Source organism: Streptomyces spinoverrucosus (assembly GCF_006539505.1).
Classification (GTDB): domain Bacteria; phylum Actinomycetota; class Actinomycetes; order Streptomycetales; family Streptomycetaceae; genus Streptomyces; species Streptomyces spinoverrucosus.
Map to the genome: position 1 here is coordinate 1 of NZ_BJND01000049.1, position 20631 is coordinate 20631.

The following is a 20631-nucleotide window of genomic DNA, read 5'->3' on the forward strand; positions in this document are numbered from 1 at the left end:
CTGGCGGCCGCCGCACCCGACCCCAGGGTGTGCAAGCGGGACTGGGACCGGGGCGAGGGCGTCGTCCTGCTGGAGGCGGGCCGCTTCTGGGACGTGCTGAGCGTTCCCGACCAGCTGGGCCTGCTCACGCTGGACCTGCTGTGGCGGCCCGCGCTGCCGGTGCCGGGCCCGACGCTGGTCGACACCGCCGCCCACCGGGTCGGCTTCTTCCTGCCGCCGGACCCGGACAGCAAGTGGATCGGCGCCGGGCTGCGGCACGCGGGCCGGGGGTCCTGGGTGGCGGTGCCGCCGCCGTACCGGTCCACCCGGTGCCTGGAGTGGCTGATCCCGCCCGACGGCACGGGCGCACTGCACTCGCCGACCACCTTGGAGCTGGCACTGCGTCAGGCGAACAGCAGCCTCTCGGTGCTGGCGCCACTCTGCGGCACGTAACAACTCACCCAGGACGTCAACTCCACTCGCCTGCACGGCAATTCAGACAGTTGCCACGGAAGCGAACAGAGAGCGGACGGATTCGAAGCCAAGTCTCATCACTCCGTGCGAGATCGGTCGCCGCCGGTTGTACTGTGCTGCGAGTGCCTCGCCACCGGGGCTTCGGATTCCGTCCTGCCCGACCTCTCCTGGAACCGTTTCGATGATCGAATTACCGGACCTGGTTGCCGGCGCGCTCACCGCCGGCACACTGTCCGCGCTCGCCCTCGGTGGCGGGCTGATGCGGTCCCGTCGGCAACAGGCCCAGCAGCGGGCCGAGATCGCCGCCCTGCGCCGCCAACTCGACGGCACCCTGCACGCGTTCACCGCGGAGGTCGGACACCTCGCCGCACAGCGCATGCCGGCCACCGCCCGGCAGCTGGACCGGCCACACATCACGGTGCCCGGCCCACGGCAGCCGCATCTCACCGGCACCCCGCTGGGCGGTGCCCTGGAGGACGTCCTGGCCGCGCTGCGCGTGGAGCTGACCGCGCAGCGCACCCGCATCGACGCGGCCGCGCAGGCCGGGATGCGGGGCGCCACCCGGGAGATCCAGGCAGCCCTGTACCGCTTGCAGGACGCCCTGCGGGCGCTGCAACAGCGCTACGACGACCCCGAGTTGGCGCAGACCCTGTTCGAGCTCGACCACGAGAACGAGCAGTCGCTGCGCCGGGCGCAGGTCGCCGCGGTGGTGTGCGGGGCGTGGGTGGGACTGGCCCGCGAGGAGTCCCACCTCGTGGACGCGGTGACGGGTGGTCAGGCCCGGCTCGCGGGCTACCACCGGGTGCGGGTGCACAACCATCTGAAGCCGGGCACCGCCCTGGTGTCGCACGCCGTCGAACCGGTGGCGATCATCGTCGCCGAGCTGCTGGACAACGCGCTGCGGCACTCCGCGCCCGACACCGACGTGACGGTCAACCTGGAGCATGTGCACCACGGGGTGTGCGTCACGATCGACGACGCCGGGCTCGGCATGACCCAGGACGAACGGGCCCGCGCCCAGCGGCTGGTGGCCGGTTCCGAGCCGATCCTGCTGACCGACCTCGGCGATCCGCCGCGCATGGGCCTCGCCGCGATCGGCCAGCTCACCCGGCAGTTCGACCTGAGCGTGGACCTGTCCTCGCCCTCCCCGTACGGCGGGGTGCGCGCGGTGCTGCTGGTCGACAGCCACCTGCTGAGCCGGATCGACCCCGAGGAGCGGCCACCCGCCGCCGGCGCCCCGCGCTCGACCCGCCGGGCCGAACCGGCCACGTCCTCCCCGGCACACGCGTACGGCACCGAACCGGACGACGCCGCCTCCGGCGCCGTATCCCGGCACGACGGACCGCGGGACGCCGGGGGGCTGCCGCAGCGGCGGCGCCGTACCCGGGCCACCGCCGACAGCGAGCCCGCGCCCCGCCGACCGGCGCGGCGACCCGAGGAGGCCGCGGCCGCGCTGGGCGCGCTGCAGTCCGGTACGGCGGCGGCGCGGGCCGTCGCCCGGGACGGCGTGCCCGAGCGGGCCGACGAAGCGACCAGCGACACCGACCAGACCGACTACGAAGGGGGAGCGGCTCGATGACCAGCCGCGATGCGGGCGACACGGCGTGGGTGCTCGAACCGATCCTGCAGGTACCGCACGTCGTGGCCGCCGTCCTGCTCACCCGGGACGGCCTCGTCACCGGGTACACCGACGCGCTGTCGCAGCCGTCGGCCGAGCGGGTGGCCGCCATCACCAGCACCGTCCAGGGCGCGTGCCGGACGGCCGCGGCGGCGTTCGCCGACCGGGAGCGGGCCGAGGTGCGCCAGGTCGTCATCGAGTCCGACCACGGCTACGTCCTGATCGTGCCGACGGACCACGGCACCGTCGTCGCCGCGTACGGGGACGCCGAGGTGCGCCTGGACCTGCTGGCGCACCGGGTGCACTCGCAGGTGGCGCGGCTCGGTGAGAAGGCGATGGCCGCGGCGCCCCGAGGAGCCGACGGCGGCCCGTCGGCATGACCGGCCGCCCAGGCGGCCGTCCCCTGGTTCCCGCGTATCTGTCGACGGGCGGCGTGGCCCGGCCGAGCCGTGACCGGCTGGAGCGGCTCTCCGTGCTCACCGGCACCGGCGAGGCACCGCCCGCCGATCTGCCGGCCGCTCAACTGGCCCTGCTGGACGAGCTGGCCGACGGTTCGCTGACGGTGGTGGAGGCCGCGGCGCTGCTCCGGCTGCCGGTCTCCGCCGTGCGGGTGCTGGCGGCCGGTCTCGTCGACCGGAACCTGGTGCTCGCCCGCGCGCCCATCCCGCCCGCCGAAGGGTTCGACCCCGACCTGCTGAAGAGAGTGGCCGATGGCCTGCGCGCCCTCAAGCACCCCTAGCGGCATCCACCTCCCCGACAGCGCCCGCGAACTGGTGAAGATCCTGGTCGCGGGACCCTTCGGGGTGGGCAAGACGACCCTGATCGACTCCGTTTCCGAGATCCGTCCCCTGCACACGGAAGAGCACCTCACCGAGGCGTCGGCCACGGTGGACGACCTCGCCGGGGTGCGGGAGAAGTCGACGACCACCGTCGCCATCGACTTCGGCCGGATCAGCCTGCCCGGCGGGATCGTCCTGTATCTGTTCGGCACGCCCGGACAGGAGCGGTTCCGCTCGCTGTGGGACGACATCGCCTACGGGGCGCTCGGTGCGCTCGTGCTGGTGGACAGCCGCCGGATCGACGCCTCGTTCGACGTGCTCGGGCTGGTGGAGGAGAGCGGGCTGCCGTACGCGGTCGCCTTCAACGCCTTCCCGGACGCCCCGCGCCACTACACCGAGGAGCAGCTGCGCACCGCCCTCGACCTGGACGCGGGCACGCCGATGGTGACGTGCGACGCCCGGGAGCGCGACTCCTCCATCGACGCGTTGCTCGCCCTGGTCCAGCATCTGATCGACCGCCACCCCCCGGAGCGCCGGTGACCACCTATCCCCCTGCCCAGCAGGCCTTCTCCCGTTCGGCGCCCGTGCGGCTGTGGGAGGACGGCTTCGCGCTGGATCCGTACCGCTACTACGCCGACCTGCGCGCCCAGGGCCCGATCGGCTGGGCCGAACTGGCGCCGGGCGTACCGGCGTACGTCGTCGTCGACCGGCGGGCCGCGCTGGATCTGCTGCACGACACCGAGACGTTCTCGCACGATCCGCGGCCGTGGGAGGCGACCGTCGCCGACGACTCGCCCGTCCTCGGCATGATGCGGTGGCGGCCCAACGCGCTGTTCACCGACGGCGCCGACCATGTGCGCTACCGCACCACGCTGATCGACACCTTCGACCTGGTCGAACCGCACGATCTGCGGGCGCGGGTGCACCGGGCGGTGCATGTGCTGGTGAGCCGGTTCGGGCCGCGCGGCGAGGCCGATCTGGTGGGCGACTTCGCCCGGCCGCTGATGGCGCTGGTGTTCAACAGCCTGTTCGGGCTGCCGGACAGCCAGAGCGAACGGCTCAACGCCGCCCTCGGCAAGATGATGGAGGGCGGCGCCGATGCCGCCGAGGGCGAGGCGGAGTACAGCGGTTACGTCCTCGAGCTGATCGCGGCGAAGGCCGAGCAGCGCGGCAACGACCTGCCGAGCCGGCTCCTGGACCACCCGGCGGGGCTCACCCCGGAGGAGGTCGCCTGGCAGGTGTTCCTCACCCTCGGCGCCGGACACGAACCGACCGCCAACCTGGTGTCGAACGCGCTGTCGCGGATCCTCGGCAACCCGGACTACTACTCGACGCTCACCAACGGCGCCCGGCCCGTGATGGACGCGGTGGTGGAGGTGCTGCACCACGAGACACCGCTCGCCAACTACGGCATCCACTTCGCCCGCAAGCCCCACTCCTTCCACGGCGTGTGGATCCGGGCGGCGGTGCCGGTGGTCATCTCCTACGGTGCGCTGGCGTACTTCGCCGAGCAGGAGCACGGCGACGCCCGGCATCCTGGGGACGCCTCGCACCTGTCCTGGTCGGCGGGACCGCACGCCTGCCCGGTCAAGCAGCACACGCTGCTCATCGCCACGGAGGCGATCGAGCGGCTCACCCAGTGGCTGCCCGACCTCGAACCCGTTCTGCCCCGGGAGGGCCTGGCCTGGCGGCCGGGTCCGTTCCACCGGTCGCTGACCGCGCTGCCCGTGCGTTTCACCCCTCGCTCCCCCGACCAGCCAGGAGACCGCCTGTGACCGTGCCCGACCACATCGACCGCTTCGCCATCGACCCGTTCGGATCCGACATCCCCGCCGAGAGTGCCCGACTGCGCGCCCTCGGCCCCGTGGTGCCCGTGGAGCTGCCCGGCGGCATTCCCGCCTGGGCGCCCACCGGCTACGACGTGCTCAAGGAACTGATCCTCGACCCACAGGTCAGCAAGGACCCGCGGCTGCACTGGCGGTTGTGGCCCCAGATCGGTGAACACCCCTCCTGGGGCTGGATCCTGGGCTGGGTCGGCGTGGTCAACATGCTCTCCACGTACGGCGCCGACCATGCCAGGCTGCGCAAGCTGGTCTCGCCGAGCTTCACCCACCGGCGCACCGAGGCGATGCGCCCGCGCGTCGAGGCGGTCACCTCCGAACTGCTCGACGCGCTGGAGACGGCCGGGACCGGTGGTGACGTGGTGGACGTGAAGGCCGGGTTCGCCCAGCCGCTGCCGATGCGGATCATCTGCGACCTGTTCGGCGTGCCGGACGAGATGCGGGACGACACCGCGCGGATGATCGCGGCGATCATGGACACGTCCGACCCGAGCCCGGAGCACGCGGCGTTCGTGCAGCAGCAGATCGGTACGGTGCTGCCCGCGCTGATCGCCCACCGCAGCGAGCACCCCGGTGACGATCTGACCACCGAGCTGATCCGGGTGCGGGACGAGGACGGCGACCGGCTCAGCGACGAGGAGCTGCTCTACACGCTGCTGCTGGTGATCGGGGCCGGGTTCGAGACGACCGTCAACCTGATCGGGAACGCGGTGGTCGCCCTGCTGCGGCGGCCCGAGCAGCTGGCGGCGGTGCGGGCCGGGGAGATCGGCTGGGACGCGGTCGTGGACGAGACGCTGCGGGTGCACCCGTCCATCGCCTCACTGCCGCTGCGGTTCGCGGTGACGGACATCAAGGTCGGGGACGTCACCATTCCGGCCGGGGACGCCATCATCACGACGTACGCCGCCGCCGGGGTCGATCCCGCGCACTACGGTCCGGACGCGGACGTCTTCGACGCCACGCGCGGCGCGGACGACCATCTGGCGTTCGGGATCGGTGTGCATCGGTGCATCGGCGCGCCGCTGGCCCGGATGGAGGCGCTGACCGCGCTGCCCGCGCTGTTCGACCGCTTCCCCGAGATCCGGCTCGCCGAGGGTGAGTTGCGGCAGGTGCCGTCGTTCATCGCGTTCGGCTGGCAGGAAGTGCCGGTACGGCTGCAGGGGTGAGACCGGGTGCCGCCCGGGGCGCGACCGGTCCCCCGTTCCGGTCGTGCCCCTGCGGCTCGCGTCGAACCTACGTGCACGGTCGGCTCATTGTGAACCGTGTTCATGCCCGTTCGGGCGCCGGGAGGACTCAACCGTGCACAGGTGCGTCCGGATGGCCCGGTTTCGCCCCGTGCAGCGCGGGCTGGTCAAGGTCGCCGAGCGCCAGATGGGCCAGCACGACCTCGTAGAGGTCACTGCCCCCGGCGAGCAGCTGCCGTTCGAGTACGGGCTCGGCGCTGCGTACGTGCTCACGCACCGTCTGGGCATGGACGCCGAGGAGGTGCGCGGCTCGCTCGGCGTTGCCGCCGGCCGCGATCCAGGTGCGCAGGGTGCGGCGCAGGTTCCGGGTGTCGCTGTCCAGGCGGCGCAGGAGTTCACCGGCCCAGGTGTGCAGGGCGGGCCCGGCCAGCAGGTCGGCCAGCCGGGTGTCCGCGCCGCCGTGGCCGCCGGGCTGCTGGTCGAGGCCGGCCTGGGTGTTCATGGCCAGGTGGACGGCGGCCCGGACGGTGAGGTCGGACAGGTCGGTGCCGAGCAGGCCCTCGACGCGTTCCATGCGGGCGCGGACGGTGTTGCGGCTGACGCCGAGCACCGCGGCCGCGTTGACGGCGGTGAACTCCAGGCCGAGGCGGACGGTGGCGAGGAGTTCGGCGCGGGTGTGGTGCGGCAGCGCGTCGAGGGGACGCAGGACCCGGGCCGCCCAGTCACGGAGGGCGGCCGGGTCCATGAGGCGTTCGGGGTGCGTGCGTTCGGCGTACACCGCCGCCTTGTCCGGGCGGAAGTGCGCGACGGCGAGCGCGCTGACGGCCTGGCCGTAGGCGGTGGCGGTCTGGGCGAGGCTCTGCCGGGCGCTGCCGCCGAGGAAGGTGCCGGGGCGGCCGCCGACCAGCGCGCGCAGTTCCGCGGCGGCGGCCTCGCCGGGCGTCACGACGATCACATGCGAGTCGACGGCGGGGCAGCGCACGACGAGGGCCTGCTCCGACGTGGCGGCGAGGCACTCCTCGGCGAGCCGGTCGCGGTCCTCGGGGCGGCTCTCGGCGACGTAGACGCAGGCCGTGTCGGTGTCGAGGAGGCCGGGCCAGAGTCCGGCGGCGACCCGGCGGGCGGAGACGGTGTCCTCGACCATGAGCAGTTGCAGTATCGCCAGCCGCAGATCCGACGTGGCGCGGCGCAGGCGCTGTCCGGCCGCCGCGCTCTCGCGGGCGCGCAGCAGGAGTTCGAGCACGCCGGCCGTGTGGGTGACGATGTCGGCGGTGCGCCGGTCGAAGGGGGCGGGGCGGGTGACGGCGAGGACGCCCGCCGTCGCGGGGTGCGGGAGGTCGACCCTGACCAGCCTCAGGTGGCGTCCGTGGTCCTGGAGTGCGGCGGAGGCGATCCGGCCGTTGGTGATGTCGGCGACCAGGGCCTCGTCGAGGGGGGTGCGGGTACCGGCGAGGAGGGCGCCGGTGTCGTCCTGGAGCGCCACGTCGGCGTGTGCGGCGTCGGCGAGCCAGGCGACGACCTTGCGGACGTCGCGCCCGGACGGCCGCAGATGGTCGAGCAACTCCTGCGCCCACGTCGCGTCCACGCCGTCGGCTCCGTCCGCGCGACGGCCCTCGCCCTCTCGGCCGGCCACGTCGTCTCCCTCCCTCCTGCGCCGCACTCCGCGCCCGGGTCGGACACGTCGGTCGGGGACGTTACCCCAAGGGCAGCCGGGGTGCGCTGCGACTTTCACGAGGTGGACCGGGCGGTGGGGGTGCGAAACGGGCGGGAAACGGGCAGGTGGCCGCCCCGTCGGCTCGGCCACCCCCGTCCCCAGGCATAAGCTCGGCAGATGGCGAAGTACTACGACGTGCACCCCGACAACCCCCAGCCGCGCACCATCGCCCAGATCGCCGACAGTGTCCGGTCGGGGGCGCTCATCGCATACCCCACCGACTCCTGCTACGCGCTCGGCTGCCGACTGGGCAGCAAGGACGGCATCGACCGGATCCGGTCCATCCGCCGGCTGGACGACCGGCACCACTTCACCCTCGTGTGCCAGGACTTCGCGCAGCTCGGCCAGTTCGTACGGGTCGACAACGACGTGTTCCGCGCGGTCAAGGCGTCGACGCCGGGCAGCTACACGTTCATCCTGCCGGCGACGAAGGAGGTGCCGCGGATGCTCCAGCACCCCAAGAAGAAGACGGTCGGCGTGCGCATCCCCGACCACGTCGTCACCCAGGCGCTGCTCACCGAGCTCGGTGAACCCCTGCTGTCCAGCACGCTGCTCCTGCCCGACGAAGAGGAGCCGATGACGCAGGGCTGGGAGATCAAGGACCGGCTCGACCACGTCCTGGACGGGGTGGTCGACTCCGGGGACTGCGGGACGGAACCGACGACGGTGATCGACTTCTCCGGGGGCGAGGCCGAGATCGTACGGCGCGGGGCGGGTGACACCACGCGGTTCGAGTAGCCGGGTCGGCGGGGCGCGGCGCTCAACAGGGCTCTTACCCGCGCGTGTCACGATGGCCGCCGTCGGGCCCGTCGAGCCGCCGGGCCCCTCGTCGTCGACCACGCAGAGAGGCAGCCCAGCCATGACAGCCGTACAGGGAACGGACGTTGACATCCCCACCGAGGACGGCACCGCCGACGCCTATCTGACCCGCCCGGGCGACGGAGGCCCGCGTCCGGCGGTCCTGTTCTACATGGACGCCTTCGGGCTGCGGCCGCAGCTGAGGTCGATGGCCGACCGGCTGGCCGAGGCGGGGTACACCGTCCTGGTGCCGAACGTCTTCTACCGTCACGGGCCCGCCCCGGTCGTGGAGTTGCCCGAGTTCATCGACGACGAGTCCCGCGGCGGGCTGTTCCAGCAGATCCTCCCGATGGGGCAGGCGCTGACGCCCGAGCTCGCGATGCGCGACGCCGGCGCGTATCTGCGCTGGCTGGCGGAGCGCCCCGAGGTGGCGGACGGCCCGGTCGCGGTGACCGGCTACTGCTTCGGCGCGCGGCTGTCCCTGCTCACCGCAGGGACGTATCCGGAGCGGGTCGCGGCGGCGGCCGGTTTCCACGGCGCGCAGTTGGCGACGGACGCGCCGGACAGTCCGCACCTGGTGGCCGACCGGGTCACCGCGGAACTGTACTTCGGTCACGCCGACCAGGACCCGTCCATGCCGCCCGAGCAGATTCAGCGCCTTGAGGCCGCGCTGTCGGCGGCGGGGGTACGGCACCGCTGCGAGGTCTACCCGGACGCGCCGCACGGTTTCACGCAGGCCGACACCGCGTCGTACGACGCGGAGGGCGACAAGCGGCACTGGGCGGCACTGCTGGATCTCCTTCACCGCACGCTCTGACCAGCCCCTTCCGACACTGCGACGGAGCGCTCCCGCTTCGCCCACTCCTGAGCCGAAAGGCCGAGGAGGCGCTCCGTCTCCTTCTCGTCGGGCAATGGGCCGTGGTCCCTGGTGACTTCGAGGGCGGAGACGGCGGTGATGTGGCCCAGCCGCAGGGCGCGTTCCGTGGTCGCGCCCTTCAGCAGGCCCGCGAGGAACCCCGCCGCGAAGGCGTCACCGGCGCCGACGGCCTCCACCACCGTCGTGCGCAGAGCCGGCACGGTGCACTGGCCGTCGTCGGTAACGGCGGTCGCGGTGCTCGCGCCGTCCTTGACGACGAGGATGCGTGGACGCGGAAGCAGCGCCCGTATGTCCGCTGCCGTCAGGTCCGCGCCCCACAGTCCCTGTGCCTCGTCGAGGCCGACGAAGACGATGTCCGCCTGGTCGGCCAGCTCGCGCAGTACGGCCGGGGCCGTGCCGTCCGGCCACAGGGCCGGGCGGTGGTTGACGTCGAAGCTCACCGCGTACCGCCGTTCACCGTCCGCGGTGGCCAGCGCACGCGTCACCAGCTCCCGGCACGACTGCGACAGGGCCGGGGTGATGCCGGTGAGGTGCACGAGCGCTGCCGTGCGCATGGGCGGGCTGTCCAGCGCGTCGGGGCCGAGGGCGGAGGCGGCCGAGCCGCTGCGGTAGTAGTGGACGCGGGTCCCCGCGGGGCCCGGGTCCTTCACCAGCAGGCCGGTCGGGCGGTGCGGGTCGGTGCGTACGTGTGAGACGTCCACCCCGGCGGCGGCGACGGTCGCTCGGACGCGGCGGCCCAGCGGATCGTCTCCGACGGCGGAGAGCCAGGTGGCGCGGACGCCGTGGTCGGCCAGGTACATGGCGACGTTCGATTCGGCTCCCGCCACCGAGAGCCGCAGATGCGCGGCGTTTTGGAGGGGACTCGGTGGGTCGGGGGCCAGTGCCGCCATCGTCTCGCCGATGCAGACGACCGGGCCCGGAGCGGGGCGCCACGAGGTGGTCATGACGGTTCCCCCGCGGCCGCGGGACGGCGGGGCGCGGTGAGCCGGTACGGGGGTGTCGGTGTGCCCGGCACGTCGACGCGGGCCGTGAACAGGGCCCCGTCGTAGCGGCCTGGCGGTGTGAGGCCGACGTGGGCGGTGGTGATGTGGAGGGTGTCGCCCTCCAGGCACACCCCGGCGGGCCTGCTCGCGGGCAGTCGTACGAGGCGGTCCAGGCGGCCGTCCGGCAGATGGCGGCGTACGGTTCCCGTCCCCCAGACGGCGATCCAGACGGCGCCTTCGACGTCGACCACCATGCCGTCGGGGCTCCCTTCGTCCACGGTGACGAAGGTCTCCGGTGTGCCGAGGACGCCCGTCACCGGGTCGACCGGGTAGCGCCGTACGACGCCTCGCGCGCTGTCGGCCAGGTACATGAGGCGGCCGTCGGCGGTGAACGCGGGCCCGTTGGGCACGGTGATGCCGTCCAGGACACGCACGACCGTGCCGTCGTGGTCGACCCGGTAGAGGGAGCCGGCCGACTCGTCGGCGTCGTAGGCCATGCTGCCTGCCCAGAACCGGCCCGTCGGGTCGGCGACGGCGTCGTTCATGCGCATGGGAAGCGCGGCGTCGTCCTCCGGGCGTGCCAGCCAGTCGAGGGTGCCGTCGGCGCTCAGGAGGCAGATGCCGGTGCCGGCGGCCGCGATCCAGGCGCCGGGGTGGTCGGCCACCGGTGCCACCGCGCCCAAGGGGACGGGGAGTCGGGCCAGTGTCTTCAGGGGTGCCGTCGGATCGTCGGGGGCGGTGAGCAGGCGCCCGGCGAGGAGGTCCACGAGGACCACCTGCGTGCCGGTCCAGCGGATGCCTTCGCCGAGTTCCAGGCGGTCGGGGCGGGTGGGGCGGAGGTCTGCGGTCACGGTGCCGCCTCTCGTACGACGGTGCGGAAGGCGCGGGCGCGCTCCCTGAGGGCGGTGAGGCTCCCTCCGTCGGCGGCATCGCCGACCAGCGGGGTGCCGACACCGACCGCGACGGCTCCAGCCGCGAGGCAGTCCCGGGCGACCGCCTCGTCGACGCCGCCCACCGGGACGAACGGCACGTCGGGAAAGGGGCCGCGCAGGGCCTTCAGATACCCCGCTCCCCCGGCCTGCGCGGCGGGGAAGAGCTTCATTGCCGCCGCACCGAGGGCCCGGGCGGTGATGATGTCCGTCGGCGTCATCACACCGGCGAGCACCGGCAGACCCAGGTCGCGCGCGGCGCCGACTCCGTCGCCCAGCCCGGGGGTGACGGCGAAGGTGGCGCCCGCGCGGTGGGCGGCGCGGGCGTCGTCGGCGGTGAGTACGGTGCCTGCGCCGAGGAACTGCTCGGGGCCGAGCCGTTGCCGGGCTCGCGCGATCACCGTGAGGGCGTCGGCACCGGTGAGCGAGACCTCGATCAGTTCCACGCCCTCCTCCGCCAGGGTGAGCACGGTGCGCAGCGCGGCGTCGGCGTCGCTGCCGCGCACGATGGCGAGCAGCCGGTGGGCTGCCAGGGCGGCGGGGAGATCCATGAACGAGCTCCTTTTACGCGGGGGTTGTGGCAGGAGTTGAGGGGCAGCGGCAGGCCGCGGTGAGGGTGAGTCGCCAGCGGACCTCGCCCGAGGCCGGTACGCGGGCGGCGTCGTCGGGGCCGGCCTCGGCCAGGTCGAAGACGCGGCCGAGCATCGGCTCCACGCCCGTGCTGCGGTAGGGATGCGGCTGGGGGAAGCCGCCGAGGTTGCGCCACAGGGCGATCGACACGGGTTGGCCATCCGCGCGCAGTGCCAGGGCCAGCCGGTCGTGGCCGTCGTGGACACAGCACCCCTCCGTGTCGACGACGGCTCCCACCGCGGTGCCGTCGTCGGGGCCGAGCCGGTCGAGGGGCAGTCCGTGCGGCGTGGGCCAGGGGCCGGTGATCCAGCGCGCCCCGGTGGGCCAGTCCTGGTCGAGGAGGGCGGCGGCCTCCGGGAAGAGGCGGGTGGTCGCGCCGGAGGGCATGCCGAGGGTCGCGTCCGGGGACAGGTCGAGCAGGGCGTGCGCCGCCCAGACGAAGCGGAAGCCGGGCTCGGCCGTCAGGGTGTAGTCGGCCTCGGCTCCGGCGGCCGTGCCGCGTATGGTGCGGCTGAGCGTGAAGCGGTCGCACCGGACCCGCTCGACGGCGCCCTCGCGGGTCCACGCGCGGGCCCAGGCGTCTCCGTGGTCGGGGTGGCCGCGGACGGTGGGGATGCACTCCTCCAGCCCGCCCGCGTCGACGAACGCGTCTCCGAGTCCGGCCTGTTCCCGGTCCGGCGCCGGACGGTGCCAGAGCCATTCGCGGCCGGGTGAGCGCAGGGAGGTCCAGCGTCCGCCATGTGTGGCGTCGGTGACGATGTCCAGCACGCCCGTCACCACTCCGCGAAGGAGCCGTCGGCGTGCCGCCAGACGGGGTTGCGCCAGGCGTGGCCGGTGCGGTCGGCCGCGCGTACGGCGGCCTCGTCGACGGTGACGCCCAGGCCGGGGGCGTCGCCTCGGTGCGCGTGCCCGGCCACGAACCGGAACGGCTCGGGGTCGACGACGTAGGACAGCAGGTCGGCGTCCTTGTTGTAGTGGATGCCGCGGCTCTGTTCCTGGATCAGGAAGTTCGGCGTCGCGAACGCGATCTGCAGGCTGGCCGCCAGGGCGATGGGGCCGAGCGGGCAGTGCGGGGCGAGTTGGGCGCCGTAGGTGTCGGCGAGCGAGGCGATGCGGTGCACCTCGGTGATGCCGCCGGCGTGGGAGAGGTCGGGTTGGGCGACGGCGATGCCGGCGGTGAGCGCGGGCAGGAAGTCGGTGCGGGAGTAGAGGCGTTCGCCGGTGGCCAGGGGTATCGGGCTCGTGGCGACCAGGCCGGGCAGCAGGTGGTCGTGGTCGGGAACGACGGGCTCCTCCACGAACAGCGGGTGCAGCGGGGCGAGTTCGGTGAGGACGCGGCGGGCGCTCGCGACGGTGAGGCGGCCGTGGAAGTCGACGGCGACGTCGCGGTGCGGGCCGAGGACGTCCCGGGCGGCGGCCACGCGGGCGACGATCTGCGCCGTCTCGGCCGGGGTGGTGACCGGTGAGGTGGCGCCGGCGGCGTTCATCTTCACCGCGGTGAAACCGGCCTCCACCTGGGCGGTTATCTGCTCTGTCAGCTCGGTGGGTTCGTCGCCGCCGACCCAGGCGTAGACGCGGACGCGGTCGCGCACGGGGCCGCCCAGCAGGGCGTGCACCGGGGCGCCGTAGGTCTTGCCCGCGATGTCCCACAGGGCCTGGTCGAGGCCGGCGACGGCGCTGGACAGGACGGGGCCGCCGCGGTAGAAGCCGCCCTTGGTCAGCACCTGCCAGTGGTCCTGGATGCGCAGTGGGTCCTGGCCGATCAGGTACTCGGCGAGGACGTCGACGGCGGCGCGGACGACCTCCGCGCGTCCCTCGACGACGGGTTCGCCCCAGCCGGCCACGCCGTCGTCGGTCTCGATCCGGCAGAACAGCCAGCGCGGCGGGACGAGGAAGGTTTCGATGCGGGCGATCTTCACTTGCCGCCTTTCGGGTCGTCGGGGCCCTCGATCCGGTCCAGGTCGCGGCCGGCCTGGTCGAGCAGGGCGCGCATGGCGGCCTCGGCGGCCTGCGGGTCCTGGTCGCGCACGGCGTCCAGGACGGCGCGGTGGGCCGGTACGGGGTCCTCGGGGTGGGGGTGGCTGTGCACGATGCGGTCGCGGTGGGCCAGGCCGGGCTCGATGACCATCTCCATGCGCTGGAGCAGTTCGTTGTGGGTGGCGGCGAGCAGGGCACGGTGGAAGGCGAGGTCGGCCTCCACGGCGTGGGCCGGGTCGGTGCCCTGGTCCCGCATCGCGTCCACGGCACTCTCCAGCGCCGCGAGGTCGGCGTCGGTGCGGCGCTCGGCGGCCAGGCGTACGGCGGCCGGTTCGATGATGGCGCGCACCTCGGCGAGGTTGCGCAGCAGTGCGCGGTCGGTCTCGGTGGTGCGGTCGCCCTCGAACTGCCAGCGCAGCACGTCGGCGTCGAGCAGGTTCCAGTCGGCGCGGGCCCGGACGAAGGTGCCGCGCTTCTGGCGGGCGTCGACCATGCCCTTGGCGGCCAGTACCTTGAGGGACTCGCGCAGGGCGGTGAGGCTGACGTCCAGTTCGCTCTGCAGCGCCACCAGGTCGAGCGTGGTCCCTTCGGGAATCTCGCCGCCGAGGATGCGGCGGGCGAGGGCTTCCACGGTCTGGCCGTGCACGCCGCGGCGGGCGTAGGGCGTCATGTCGTACAGCCTTTCTGGTCGTGAGAGAGCGCGGTGGCGGTCGTGCGGAGGCCGTTACGACACTCCGGCCGCCCTCGCTGGTGAGCGGACGCCGCTGTGGTCATGCAGAGGCCTTTACGACGGTCCAGCCGCCGCCGGTGAGGGGGCGCCGCGCTGGTCATGCGGACGCCTTCACGACGCTCCAGCCGCCGTCGACGAGGAGGCTGGAGCCGGTGATGAAGGAGGCTTCGTCGGCGCTGAGGAACGCGATGGCCGCGGCCACCTCCTCGGGGGTGCCGAAGCGGCGGGCCGCGGTCTCGGCGATGCTGCGCTGCCGCTCCTCGGGCGGCACCCTGTCCCAGGCGGCGGTGAGGATCGGGCCCGGCAGGACGGCGTTGACGCGGACCTCGGGCCCGTACTCGACGGCGAGTTGGCCGCACAGGGACAGCAGGGCTCCTTTGGACGCCGCGTAGGCGGGATGTCCGGGTATGCCCTTGTGGGCGTGGACGGAGGAGGTGAGGACGACCGCTCCGCGGCGGCTGCGCAGGTCGGGCAGTACGGCCCGGAAGCCGAGGAAGCTGCCGGTGACGTTGACGGCGAGCTGCCGCTGCCAGGATTCCAGGGGCATGGCGTGGGCCGGGGTGACGTCGACGGTGTAGGCGTTGCTGACGAGCACGTCCACGGGTCCGAACGCGTGGGCGGCGGCGACGATGCGGCGCCAGTCGTCCTCCGCGGCGACGTCCGCGGTCACGAACGAGGCCCGGCCGCCGTCCTTGGTGATCCGCTCGGCCACCGTCTCGCCGCGGTCCGCGGCGATGTCGGCGAGCACCACGGCGGCTCCCTCCCGCGCGAGACGTTCGGCCGTGGCGGCTCCGATGCCGGAGGCGGCGCCGGTGACCACGGCCGTGCGGCCGGTGAAGCGGGCACCGTACCGTCGTGACTGGTCCATCGTGGCGTTCGGCTCCTTCGTGTGGGTGGCCCGCGGTGCGACGGGCGCGGTATGAACATATGCGGGTCGTGGATCTACTGGCGTGTCAGGACGACCAGTTCGGCGTCGTGGTCGGCGCTCCATGCACACGGCAGCCCGTAGTGGAGCAGGTGGGCGCCGCTGTACGTGGTCGCGGTCGCGGTGTCCCGGTAGGTGGCGGCCGGGTCGAGGCCGCGCAGCCGCAGCCGGACGGCGCGGCCGGGGACGAGCGGAGCGCCGTCCAGGCGTCCGGTGCTGAACGCGGCCACCACGACACGGCGTCCGTCCTCGGCGTCGTACTGCACCGCGCAGGTGGCGTCGTCCGGCGTGCCGAGCAGCCGGACCTCACCGTGGTGGACGACGTCGCGGACCCGTTTGTAGCGGGCGATCCACTCGGCCGCCTCGGTGCGCTGCTCCCCGGTCCAGGCGCGCAGATCGGCGCCGACGCCGAGGACGCCGCACAGCGCGGTGACGAAGCGGAAGGCGAGGCTGCGCGGGCGCGGGTCGAACACGCCGGGGGCGTCGGTGACCCAGGAGCTCATGGTGTGCGGTGCGTGGGCGTGCAGGAAGCCGTACTGGATGCGCAGCCGGTCCAGAGGTGCGGTGTTGTCGCTGGGCCAGACGACGTCGGTGCGGGCGAGGGTGGCGTGGTCGATACGGCCGCCGCCGCCCGCGCAGCCCTCGATGGTGACCGCCGGGTGGGCGTGGCGCAGGTGGTCCAGGACGCGCAGGTATCCGGCGACGTGACCGGCGTCGAGGTCGAGGTGGTCGGCGGGTCCGGCGTCCGGTCGGCCGCGTTCGGTCGGTGGCCGGTTCATGTCCCACTTGAGATAGCCGATGTCGTGGTCGGTGAGAAGCCGGTCGAGCGTGGCGATCACGAACTCCTGCACGTCGGTACGTCCCAGGTCCAGCAGCAGCTGGTTGCGCACCAGGCGCGCGGGGCGGCCGTCGATCCGGTAGATCCAGTCGGGGTGCTCGGCGTGCAGGCGGCTGCCGGGGCTGACGGCTTCGGGTTCGACCCACAGGCCGAAGTCCAGGCCCAGGGCGCGGACGTCCGCGACGAACCGGTCGAAGCCCTGCGGGAATGCCTCCGGGTCGGGATACCAGTCGCCCAGTCCCCCGGTGTCGTCGGCGCGGCCGGTGAACCAGCCGTCGTCGACGACGAACAGCTCGACGCCGAGGTCCGCGGCCGTCTTCGCGAGTTGCAGCTGGTCCGCCGCGTCGACGTCGAATCCGGTGGCCTCCCAGGAGTTGTAGAGGACCTTGCGGGTGCGGTGCAGCCGCTCGCCGGCGAGGTGGCGCTCGTAGTGGTGCCAGACGCGGGACAGCCCGTCGAGTCCGTCCGCGCTGAAGGCGCAGGCGAGGCGGGGGGTGGTCAGGGTGTCGCCGGGTGCCAGGTGGACGGCGCCTTCGTGCGGTACGCGGCCCGCTCTCACGCGCACCGCGGCGCCGGGTTCGGCCTCGGTGGTGATGTGCCAGTTGCCGGGCCACTCCAGGGCCACGCCGTAGGTGGGGGCGGGTGCGTCGGGCGGTGCCGCCGCGTCCTGGACGGCGAGCCAGGGTGCGTACGCGTGCCCGGGCACGCCCTGGGTGCTGCCGATGGTGAAGGTGCCTCTGGTCAGGTGGAGTTGGGTGCGCTGGAACTCCTGCGACCACTGTCCGGACAGGTACGTCAGGCGGGCCCCGGCGGTGACGGGGACGTTCACGGCGGCCGAGTCGAGCCGTTCCAGGCGCAGTTCCTCGTCGCCCGTGCAGGTGAGCTCGGTCCAGCGGTGCAGGACGTCGGTGCCGGGCACGGTGGCGTAGCACAGGGTGGTGCGCAGGCCGAGGAGGTCGTCGGTGAAGGTCAGCTTCAGGCTGTGTTCGTCCGGGTCCGCTTCCTCGAAGGTCCACCAGGTACCGCGTTCGTGGCCCGGGCGGCTCGCGACGAGGTCGGCGCCGGTGAACGGCCGTATTCCGTGCGGGAGATACTCCGCGGGGGCGGCGTCGGCGGGCGTGATGAAGTGGGTGCGGTGCGACCAGTCCAGCGCCGACGGCCCGGTCTCGACGCCGTGCGGTCCCCAGGCGTCCAGTTCCGCCCAGGGGCCGTCCGGGGACAGGCGGACGGTGTAGCTGGTGTGCTGGGTGCGCAGGGTCCAGCGCTGGTGCGACGTCACTTCACTGCTCCGAGGTTGAGGCCCGCCACGAAGTGGCGCTGGAAACGGAGGAACACGGCCACCGTGGGCGCGGCGGCGATGACGGAACCGGCGGCGATCACGTTCCACATCGACACATACTGTCCCTGGAGTCCGATGAGGGCCGCGGTGATCGGCATCTTGGTGTCGCTGCGCAGCACGGTGATCGCCCACAGCAGGTCGTTGAAGACCCAGGTGAGCGACAGTGCGCTGAGCGCGGCGAGGGCGGGCCGGGTGAGCGGGAGGATGATCCGCCAGAAGATCTGCCAGGGCCCCGCTCCGTCGACGACGGCGGCCTGCTGGATCTCGGCGGGGATGGCCCGCATGAAGCCGTGCAGGACGAAGACGTAGAAGCCGACGCCGAAGCCGATCTGCACGCCGATCAGGGCGGGCAGGGTGTCGTGGACGCCCATCAGCTCGCTGAGTTTGGAGACGGGGATGAGCAGGATCTGCGGCGGGAGCAGGTTGCCGCCGAGCATGAGCAGCAGCAGGGAACGCCTGAGGGGCATCTCGTAGCGGCTGAGTGCGAACGCGGCCATGGCGGCCAGCGCGAGGGTCACCAGCACGCACGGAACGGTGACGATCAGGCTGTTGATCAGGGCGCGCTGCTGGCCGCCGTCGACCCAGGCCTGCCGGAAGTTGTCCAGGGTGAAGGATCGCGGCCAACTGCCCAGGCCGTGGGCGGCGATGTCGTTGAAGGAGCGCAGGCTGGTCACCACCACCAGGGCGATGGGCAGCAGCCACAGCAGGGCGAGCGTGCCCGCGCCCAGGTGGAATCCGGCCGTGGCGGCACGTCGGCGCCGCAGCGCGGCGGAGGTACGCAGGGCTGCCATCAGTCGGCCTCCCGGAAGGCGCGCACGAGGTAGGAGGCGATGACGCCGAAGGCCAGCACGAAGATCACGACGGCCAGGGCGGAGCCGTATCCCAGGCGCAGGGACTGGAAGGCGGTGGAGTACATGTAGGTGCTCAGCAGCTCGGACGAGTGGTAGGGGCCACCGCGGGTGAGTGACCACACGACGTCGAAGGAGCGCAGCGAGTCGATGATGATGACCGACACAACAACGGCGTTGACGCTGCGCAGCTGAGGCAGCGTCACATGGCGGAAGCGCTGCCAGGGTCCGGCGCCGTCGACCTTGGCGGCCTCGTACAGGGCCGGGTCGATGCCTTTGAGTCCGGCGAGGTACAGCACCATCACGTAGCCGATCTGCCGCCACAGCGCGGGCACGATCACGGCGTACAGCGCGGTGTCCTGGTCGGCGAGCCAGGCGTGCCGCAGGCTGCCGAGGCCCACCGCTTCCAGGAGGCGGTTGAGGACTCCGTCGGGCTGGTAGATGGCCTGCCAGACGAGGGCGGTGGCGACCAGGGAGAAGACGACGGGCAGGAACAGTGCGGCCCGGTAGAAGCCGACGCCGCGGCGCTCCTGCTGGAGCAGCAGCGCGGTGGCCAGGCCGAGGACCGCGGACAGGCCGCCGAACAGCACCAGCCACAGCACGGTGTCGAGGGCGGCGGTGCGGAAGACGTCGTCGTGCGCCATCTCCCGGAAGTTGTCCAGGCCGATGAACGTGGGCGCCGAGACGCCGTCCCAGCTGGTGAAGGCGAGGTAGAAGCCCTGCAGCGCGGGCCAGAACACCCACAGCGCCTCGACGAGCAGCGGGACGAGGACGAAGGCGAGCACCAGCGCAGGGGTGCGGCGGGGGCCCCGGACCCGCCGGTTGCGGGGCAGTTGCGGGGCGGGGGACTTCTGTGCGGGTTGGGTCAGGACGGCCACGTCAGGCCTTCCAGATCTTCTCGGCCTCGCGCTGCCAGTCGGTGAGGATGCCGGAGATGTTCTTCGGCTCGGCGATGAACTTGATCAGCGCGGTGTCGGCGGTGGGCTGGAGGGCGTCGCTGGAGTCCCGGTTGAAGAACTGGGTGATCTCCACTGCTTCTTCGATGTGCTTGCGGCCCTTTCGCACCAGCGGGGTGCCGGCGTCCTGCGCGTCGGGGTGGCACGGCAGGGCGGTGCCGGAGGAGCCCTTGATGTAGATCTCCTGCGCCTCGGCGGTGGCGAGGTAGCTCAGCAGGTCGTGCACCTGGTCGCGGCGCCCGGTGCGGGCACTGGCGAAGTAGCCGTCCGTGGGGGCTTCCTCGGCGAGCGGGACCTTGGGGTCGATGACCGGGAAGCGGAAGAAGTCGATGTCGTCGAGGGCGTCCTTGGGGGCGGCGTCGGCGAAGAAGGTGCCGATCAGCATCATGCCGCTGCGGCCGTTGAGCAGGGCGGTCGTGGCGTCCTGGAAGGCGACGGCGGTGCCGTCGGGGTCGAAGTACGGCAGCACCTCCTGCCAGCGGTCGAAGACCTTGCGTACCTCGGGGTCGTCGAAGCGGTGCTGCCCGGCGAGCAGTTGGCGGTGGTACTCGGCGCCGTTGATGCGGATGTCGAGGTAGTCGAACCAGGCGGAGGCCACCCAGGCCGTGTTGCCGCCGGCGCCCAGACCGATCGGGGCGACACCCCTGCTCTTGAGTTTGTCGCACAGGTCGAGGAAGTCGTCCCAGCTCTTCGGCTCGCTCACGCCCCACTTGGCGAAGTTCGACTTCCGGTAGAACATGCCCCACCAGTAGTAGGTGGTGGGCACGAAGTCCTTCTTGCCCGAGCCGGCGGTGCACAGGCTCTGCAGGGCCTTGGAGTACCGCTTGAGGTCGGGGGATGTCTGCCAGACCTCGTCGAGGTCGAGCAGCAGGTTCTTCTTCGCGTAGGCCTCGGCCACCGAGCCGGGGTACCAGGTGTACACGTCCGGCGGGTTGGCGGAGGTCAGGTAGGTCGGCAGCTGGGTGCGGAAGGTCTCCGCGGCGATGGTGTTCAGGCTGACGCGTCCGGACCCCTTCTTGGCGTAGGCGGCCACCAGATCCTCCATGGCGGCCTTGGCCTGCGGTGCGGACAGGTTGGACTGGAGGGTGACCGCGCCTGTGGAGGACGAGGTGGACGTGACGCAGCCGCTGAGCAGTGCCGTCGTCCCGGCGGCGCCGAGTCCGGCGAGGAAGCGCCGTCGGCCGGGCTGATGGTTCGTCATGGAGGGCTCCC

The 20631-nt window shown here is 72.8% G+C and carries 21 protein-coding genes; 9 read left to right on the forward strand and 12 right to left on the reverse strand.

All coding sequences use genetic code 11. The annotated features are described in order from the left end of the window. From SSP24_RS29200 to SSP24_RS29230, 7 genes are all read left to right on the forward strand, one after another. Positions 1-432 (forward strand): hypothetical protein (locus SSP24_RS29200; protein WP_141312792.1); only part of this gene is annotated, 432 nt, incomplete at its 5' end. A 202-nt stretch (positions 433-634) separates the two neighbouring features. Then, positions 635-2032 carry an ATP-binding protein gene (locus SSP24_RS29205; protein ID WP_141312794.1) on the forward strand — a complete coding sequence of 466 codons (1398 nt, stop codon included), beginning with the start codon at positions 635-637 and terminating at the stop codon, positions 2030-2032. After that, positions 2029-2451 (forward strand): roadblock/LC7 domain-containing protein, encoded by a 423-nt coding sequence (locus tag SSP24_RS29210; RefSeq protein ID WP_141312796.1) that lies wholly within the window; start codon positions 2029-2031, stop codon positions 2449-2451. The genes SSP24_RS29205 and SSP24_RS29210 overlap by 4 nt, the downstream gene beginning before the upstream one ends. Beyond that, entirely contained in the window at positions 2448-2810 is a 363-nt protein-coding gene (locus tag SSP24_RS29215) for a DUF742 domain-containing protein (RefSeq protein WP_141312798.1), read from the forward strand. Before SSP24_RS29210 ends, SSP24_RS29215 begins: the two co-directional genes overlap by 4 nt. Beyond that, a complete protein-coding gene (locus SSP24_RS29220) occupies positions 2782-3390 on the forward strand; it encodes a GTP-binding protein (protein ID WP_141312800.1) in 609 nt (202 codons plus the stop codon). Before SSP24_RS29215 ends, SSP24_RS29220 begins: the two co-directional genes overlap by 29 nt. After that, a complete protein-coding gene (locus tag SSP24_RS29225) occupies positions 3387-4625 on the forward strand; it encodes a cytochrome P450 family protein (RefSeq protein ID WP_141312802.1) in 1239 nt (412 codons plus the stop codon). Before SSP24_RS29220 ends, SSP24_RS29225 begins: the two co-directional genes overlap by 4 nt. Continuing rightward, positions 4622-5857 (forward strand): cytochrome P450 family protein, encoded by a 1236-nt coding sequence (locus SSP24_RS29230; RefSeq protein WP_141312804.1) that lies wholly within the window; start codon positions 4622-4624, stop codon positions 5855-5857. Before SSP24_RS29225 ends, SSP24_RS29230 begins: the two co-directional genes overlap by 4 nt. A gap of 127 nt (positions 5858-5984) precedes the next feature. Here SSP24_RS29230 and SSP24_RS29235 read toward each other — a convergent pair whose 3' ends face one another. Continuing rightward, complete coding sequence (locus SSP24_RS29235) at positions 5985-7508, reverse strand: helix-turn-helix domain-containing protein (protein ID WP_141312806.1); 1524 nt, start codon at positions 7506-7508, stop codon at positions 5985-5987. 198 nt (positions 7509-7706) lie between these two features. On the opposite strand from SSP24_RS29235, the gene SSP24_RS29240 reads away from it, so the two are divergent. Both SSP24_RS29240 and SSP24_RS29245 read left to right on the forward strand, forming a co-directional pair. Then, on the forward strand, positions 7707-8327 hold the full coding sequence (locus tag SSP24_RS29240; protein ID WP_167529738.1) for an L-threonylcarbamoyladenylate synthase: 621 nt from the start codon (positions 7707-7709) through the stop codon (positions 8325-8327). A 121-nt stretch (positions 8328-8448) separates the two neighbouring features. Next, the gene (locus tag SSP24_RS29245) at positions 8449-9204 is read left to right on the forward strand and encodes a dienelactone hydrolase family protein (RefSeq protein ID WP_141312808.1); all 756 of its coding nucleotides are present in this window, start codon (positions 8449-8451) and stop codon (positions 9202-9204) included. Here the strand turns inward: SSP24_RS29245 and SSP24_RS29250 are convergent. From SSP24_RS29250 to SSP24_RS29300, 11 genes are all read right to left on the reverse strand, one after another. Then, positions 9189-10208 carry a sugar kinase gene (locus tag SSP24_RS29250; protein WP_141312810.1) on the reverse strand — a complete coding sequence of 340 codons (1020 nt, stop codon included), beginning with the start codon at positions 10206-10208 and terminating at the stop codon, positions 9189-9191. The genes SSP24_RS29245 and SSP24_RS29250 overlap by 16 nt on opposite strands. Further along, positions 10205-11098, reverse strand: a complete 894-nt coding sequence (locus SSP24_RS29255) for an SMP-30/gluconolactonase/LRE family protein (RefSeq protein WP_141312812.1) — start codon at positions 11096-11098, stop codon at positions 10205-10207. The genes SSP24_RS29250 and SSP24_RS29255 overlap by 4 nt, the downstream gene beginning before the upstream one ends. After that, entirely contained in the window at positions 11095-11727 is a 633-nt protein-coding gene (locus SSP24_RS29260; RefSeq protein WP_141312814.1) for a bifunctional 4-hydroxy-2-oxoglutarate aldolase/2-dehydro-3-deoxy-phosphogluconate aldolase, read from the reverse strand. The genes SSP24_RS29255 and SSP24_RS29260 overlap by 4 nt, the downstream gene beginning before the upstream one ends. Positions 11728-11740: 13 nt before the next feature. Continuing rightward, positions 11741-12574, reverse strand: a complete 834-nt coding sequence (locus SSP24_RS29265; protein WP_141312816.1) for a hypothetical protein — start codon at positions 12572-12574, stop codon at positions 11741-11743. A 5-nt stretch (positions 12575-12579) separates the two neighbouring features. Beyond that, positions 12580-13725, reverse strand: coding sequence for a galactonate dehydratase (dgoD, locus tag SSP24_RS29270; RefSeq protein ID WP_141312818.1), 1146 nt, complete (start codon positions 13723-13725; stop codon positions 12580-12582). Beyond that, positions 13722-14453, reverse strand: coding sequence for a FadR/GntR family transcriptional regulator (locus SSP24_RS29275; RefSeq protein WP_141312819.1), 732 nt, complete (start codon positions 14451-14453; stop codon positions 13722-13724). The genes dgoD and SSP24_RS29275 overlap by 4 nt, the downstream gene beginning before the upstream one ends. A 157-nt stretch (positions 14454-14610) precedes the next feature. Next, positions 14611-15381 carry an SDR family NAD(P)-dependent oxidoreductase gene (locus SSP24_RS29280; protein WP_141312821.1) on the reverse strand — a complete coding sequence of 257 codons (771 nt, stop codon included), beginning with the start codon at positions 15379-15381 and terminating at the stop codon, positions 14611-14613. Positions 15382-15455: 74 nt separating this feature from the next. Continuing rightward, complete coding sequence (locus SSP24_RS29285; protein ID WP_141312823.1) at positions 15456-17555, reverse strand: alpha-galactosidase; 2100 nt, start codon at positions 17553-17555, stop codon at positions 15456-15458. Further along, the gene (locus SSP24_RS29290) at positions 17552-18406 is read right to left on the reverse strand and encodes a carbohydrate ABC transporter permease (protein ID WP_141312825.1); all 855 of its coding nucleotides are present in this window, start codon (positions 18404-18406) and stop codon (positions 17552-17554) included. The genes SSP24_RS29285 and SSP24_RS29290 overlap by 4 nt, the downstream gene beginning before the upstream one ends. After that, positions 18406-19341 (reverse strand): carbohydrate ABC transporter permease, encoded by a 936-nt coding sequence (locus SSP24_RS29295; protein WP_141312827.1) that lies wholly within the window; start codon positions 19339-19341, stop codon positions 18406-18408. Before SSP24_RS29295 ends, SSP24_RS29290 begins: the two co-directional genes overlap by 1 nt. A 1-nt stretch (position 19342) precedes the next feature. Next, positions 19343-20620, reverse strand: coding sequence for an ABC transporter substrate-binding protein (locus SSP24_RS29300; RefSeq protein WP_141312829.1), 1278 nt, complete (start codon positions 20618-20620; stop codon positions 19343-19345). Between the last annotated feature and the right edge of the window lie 11 nt (positions 20621-20631).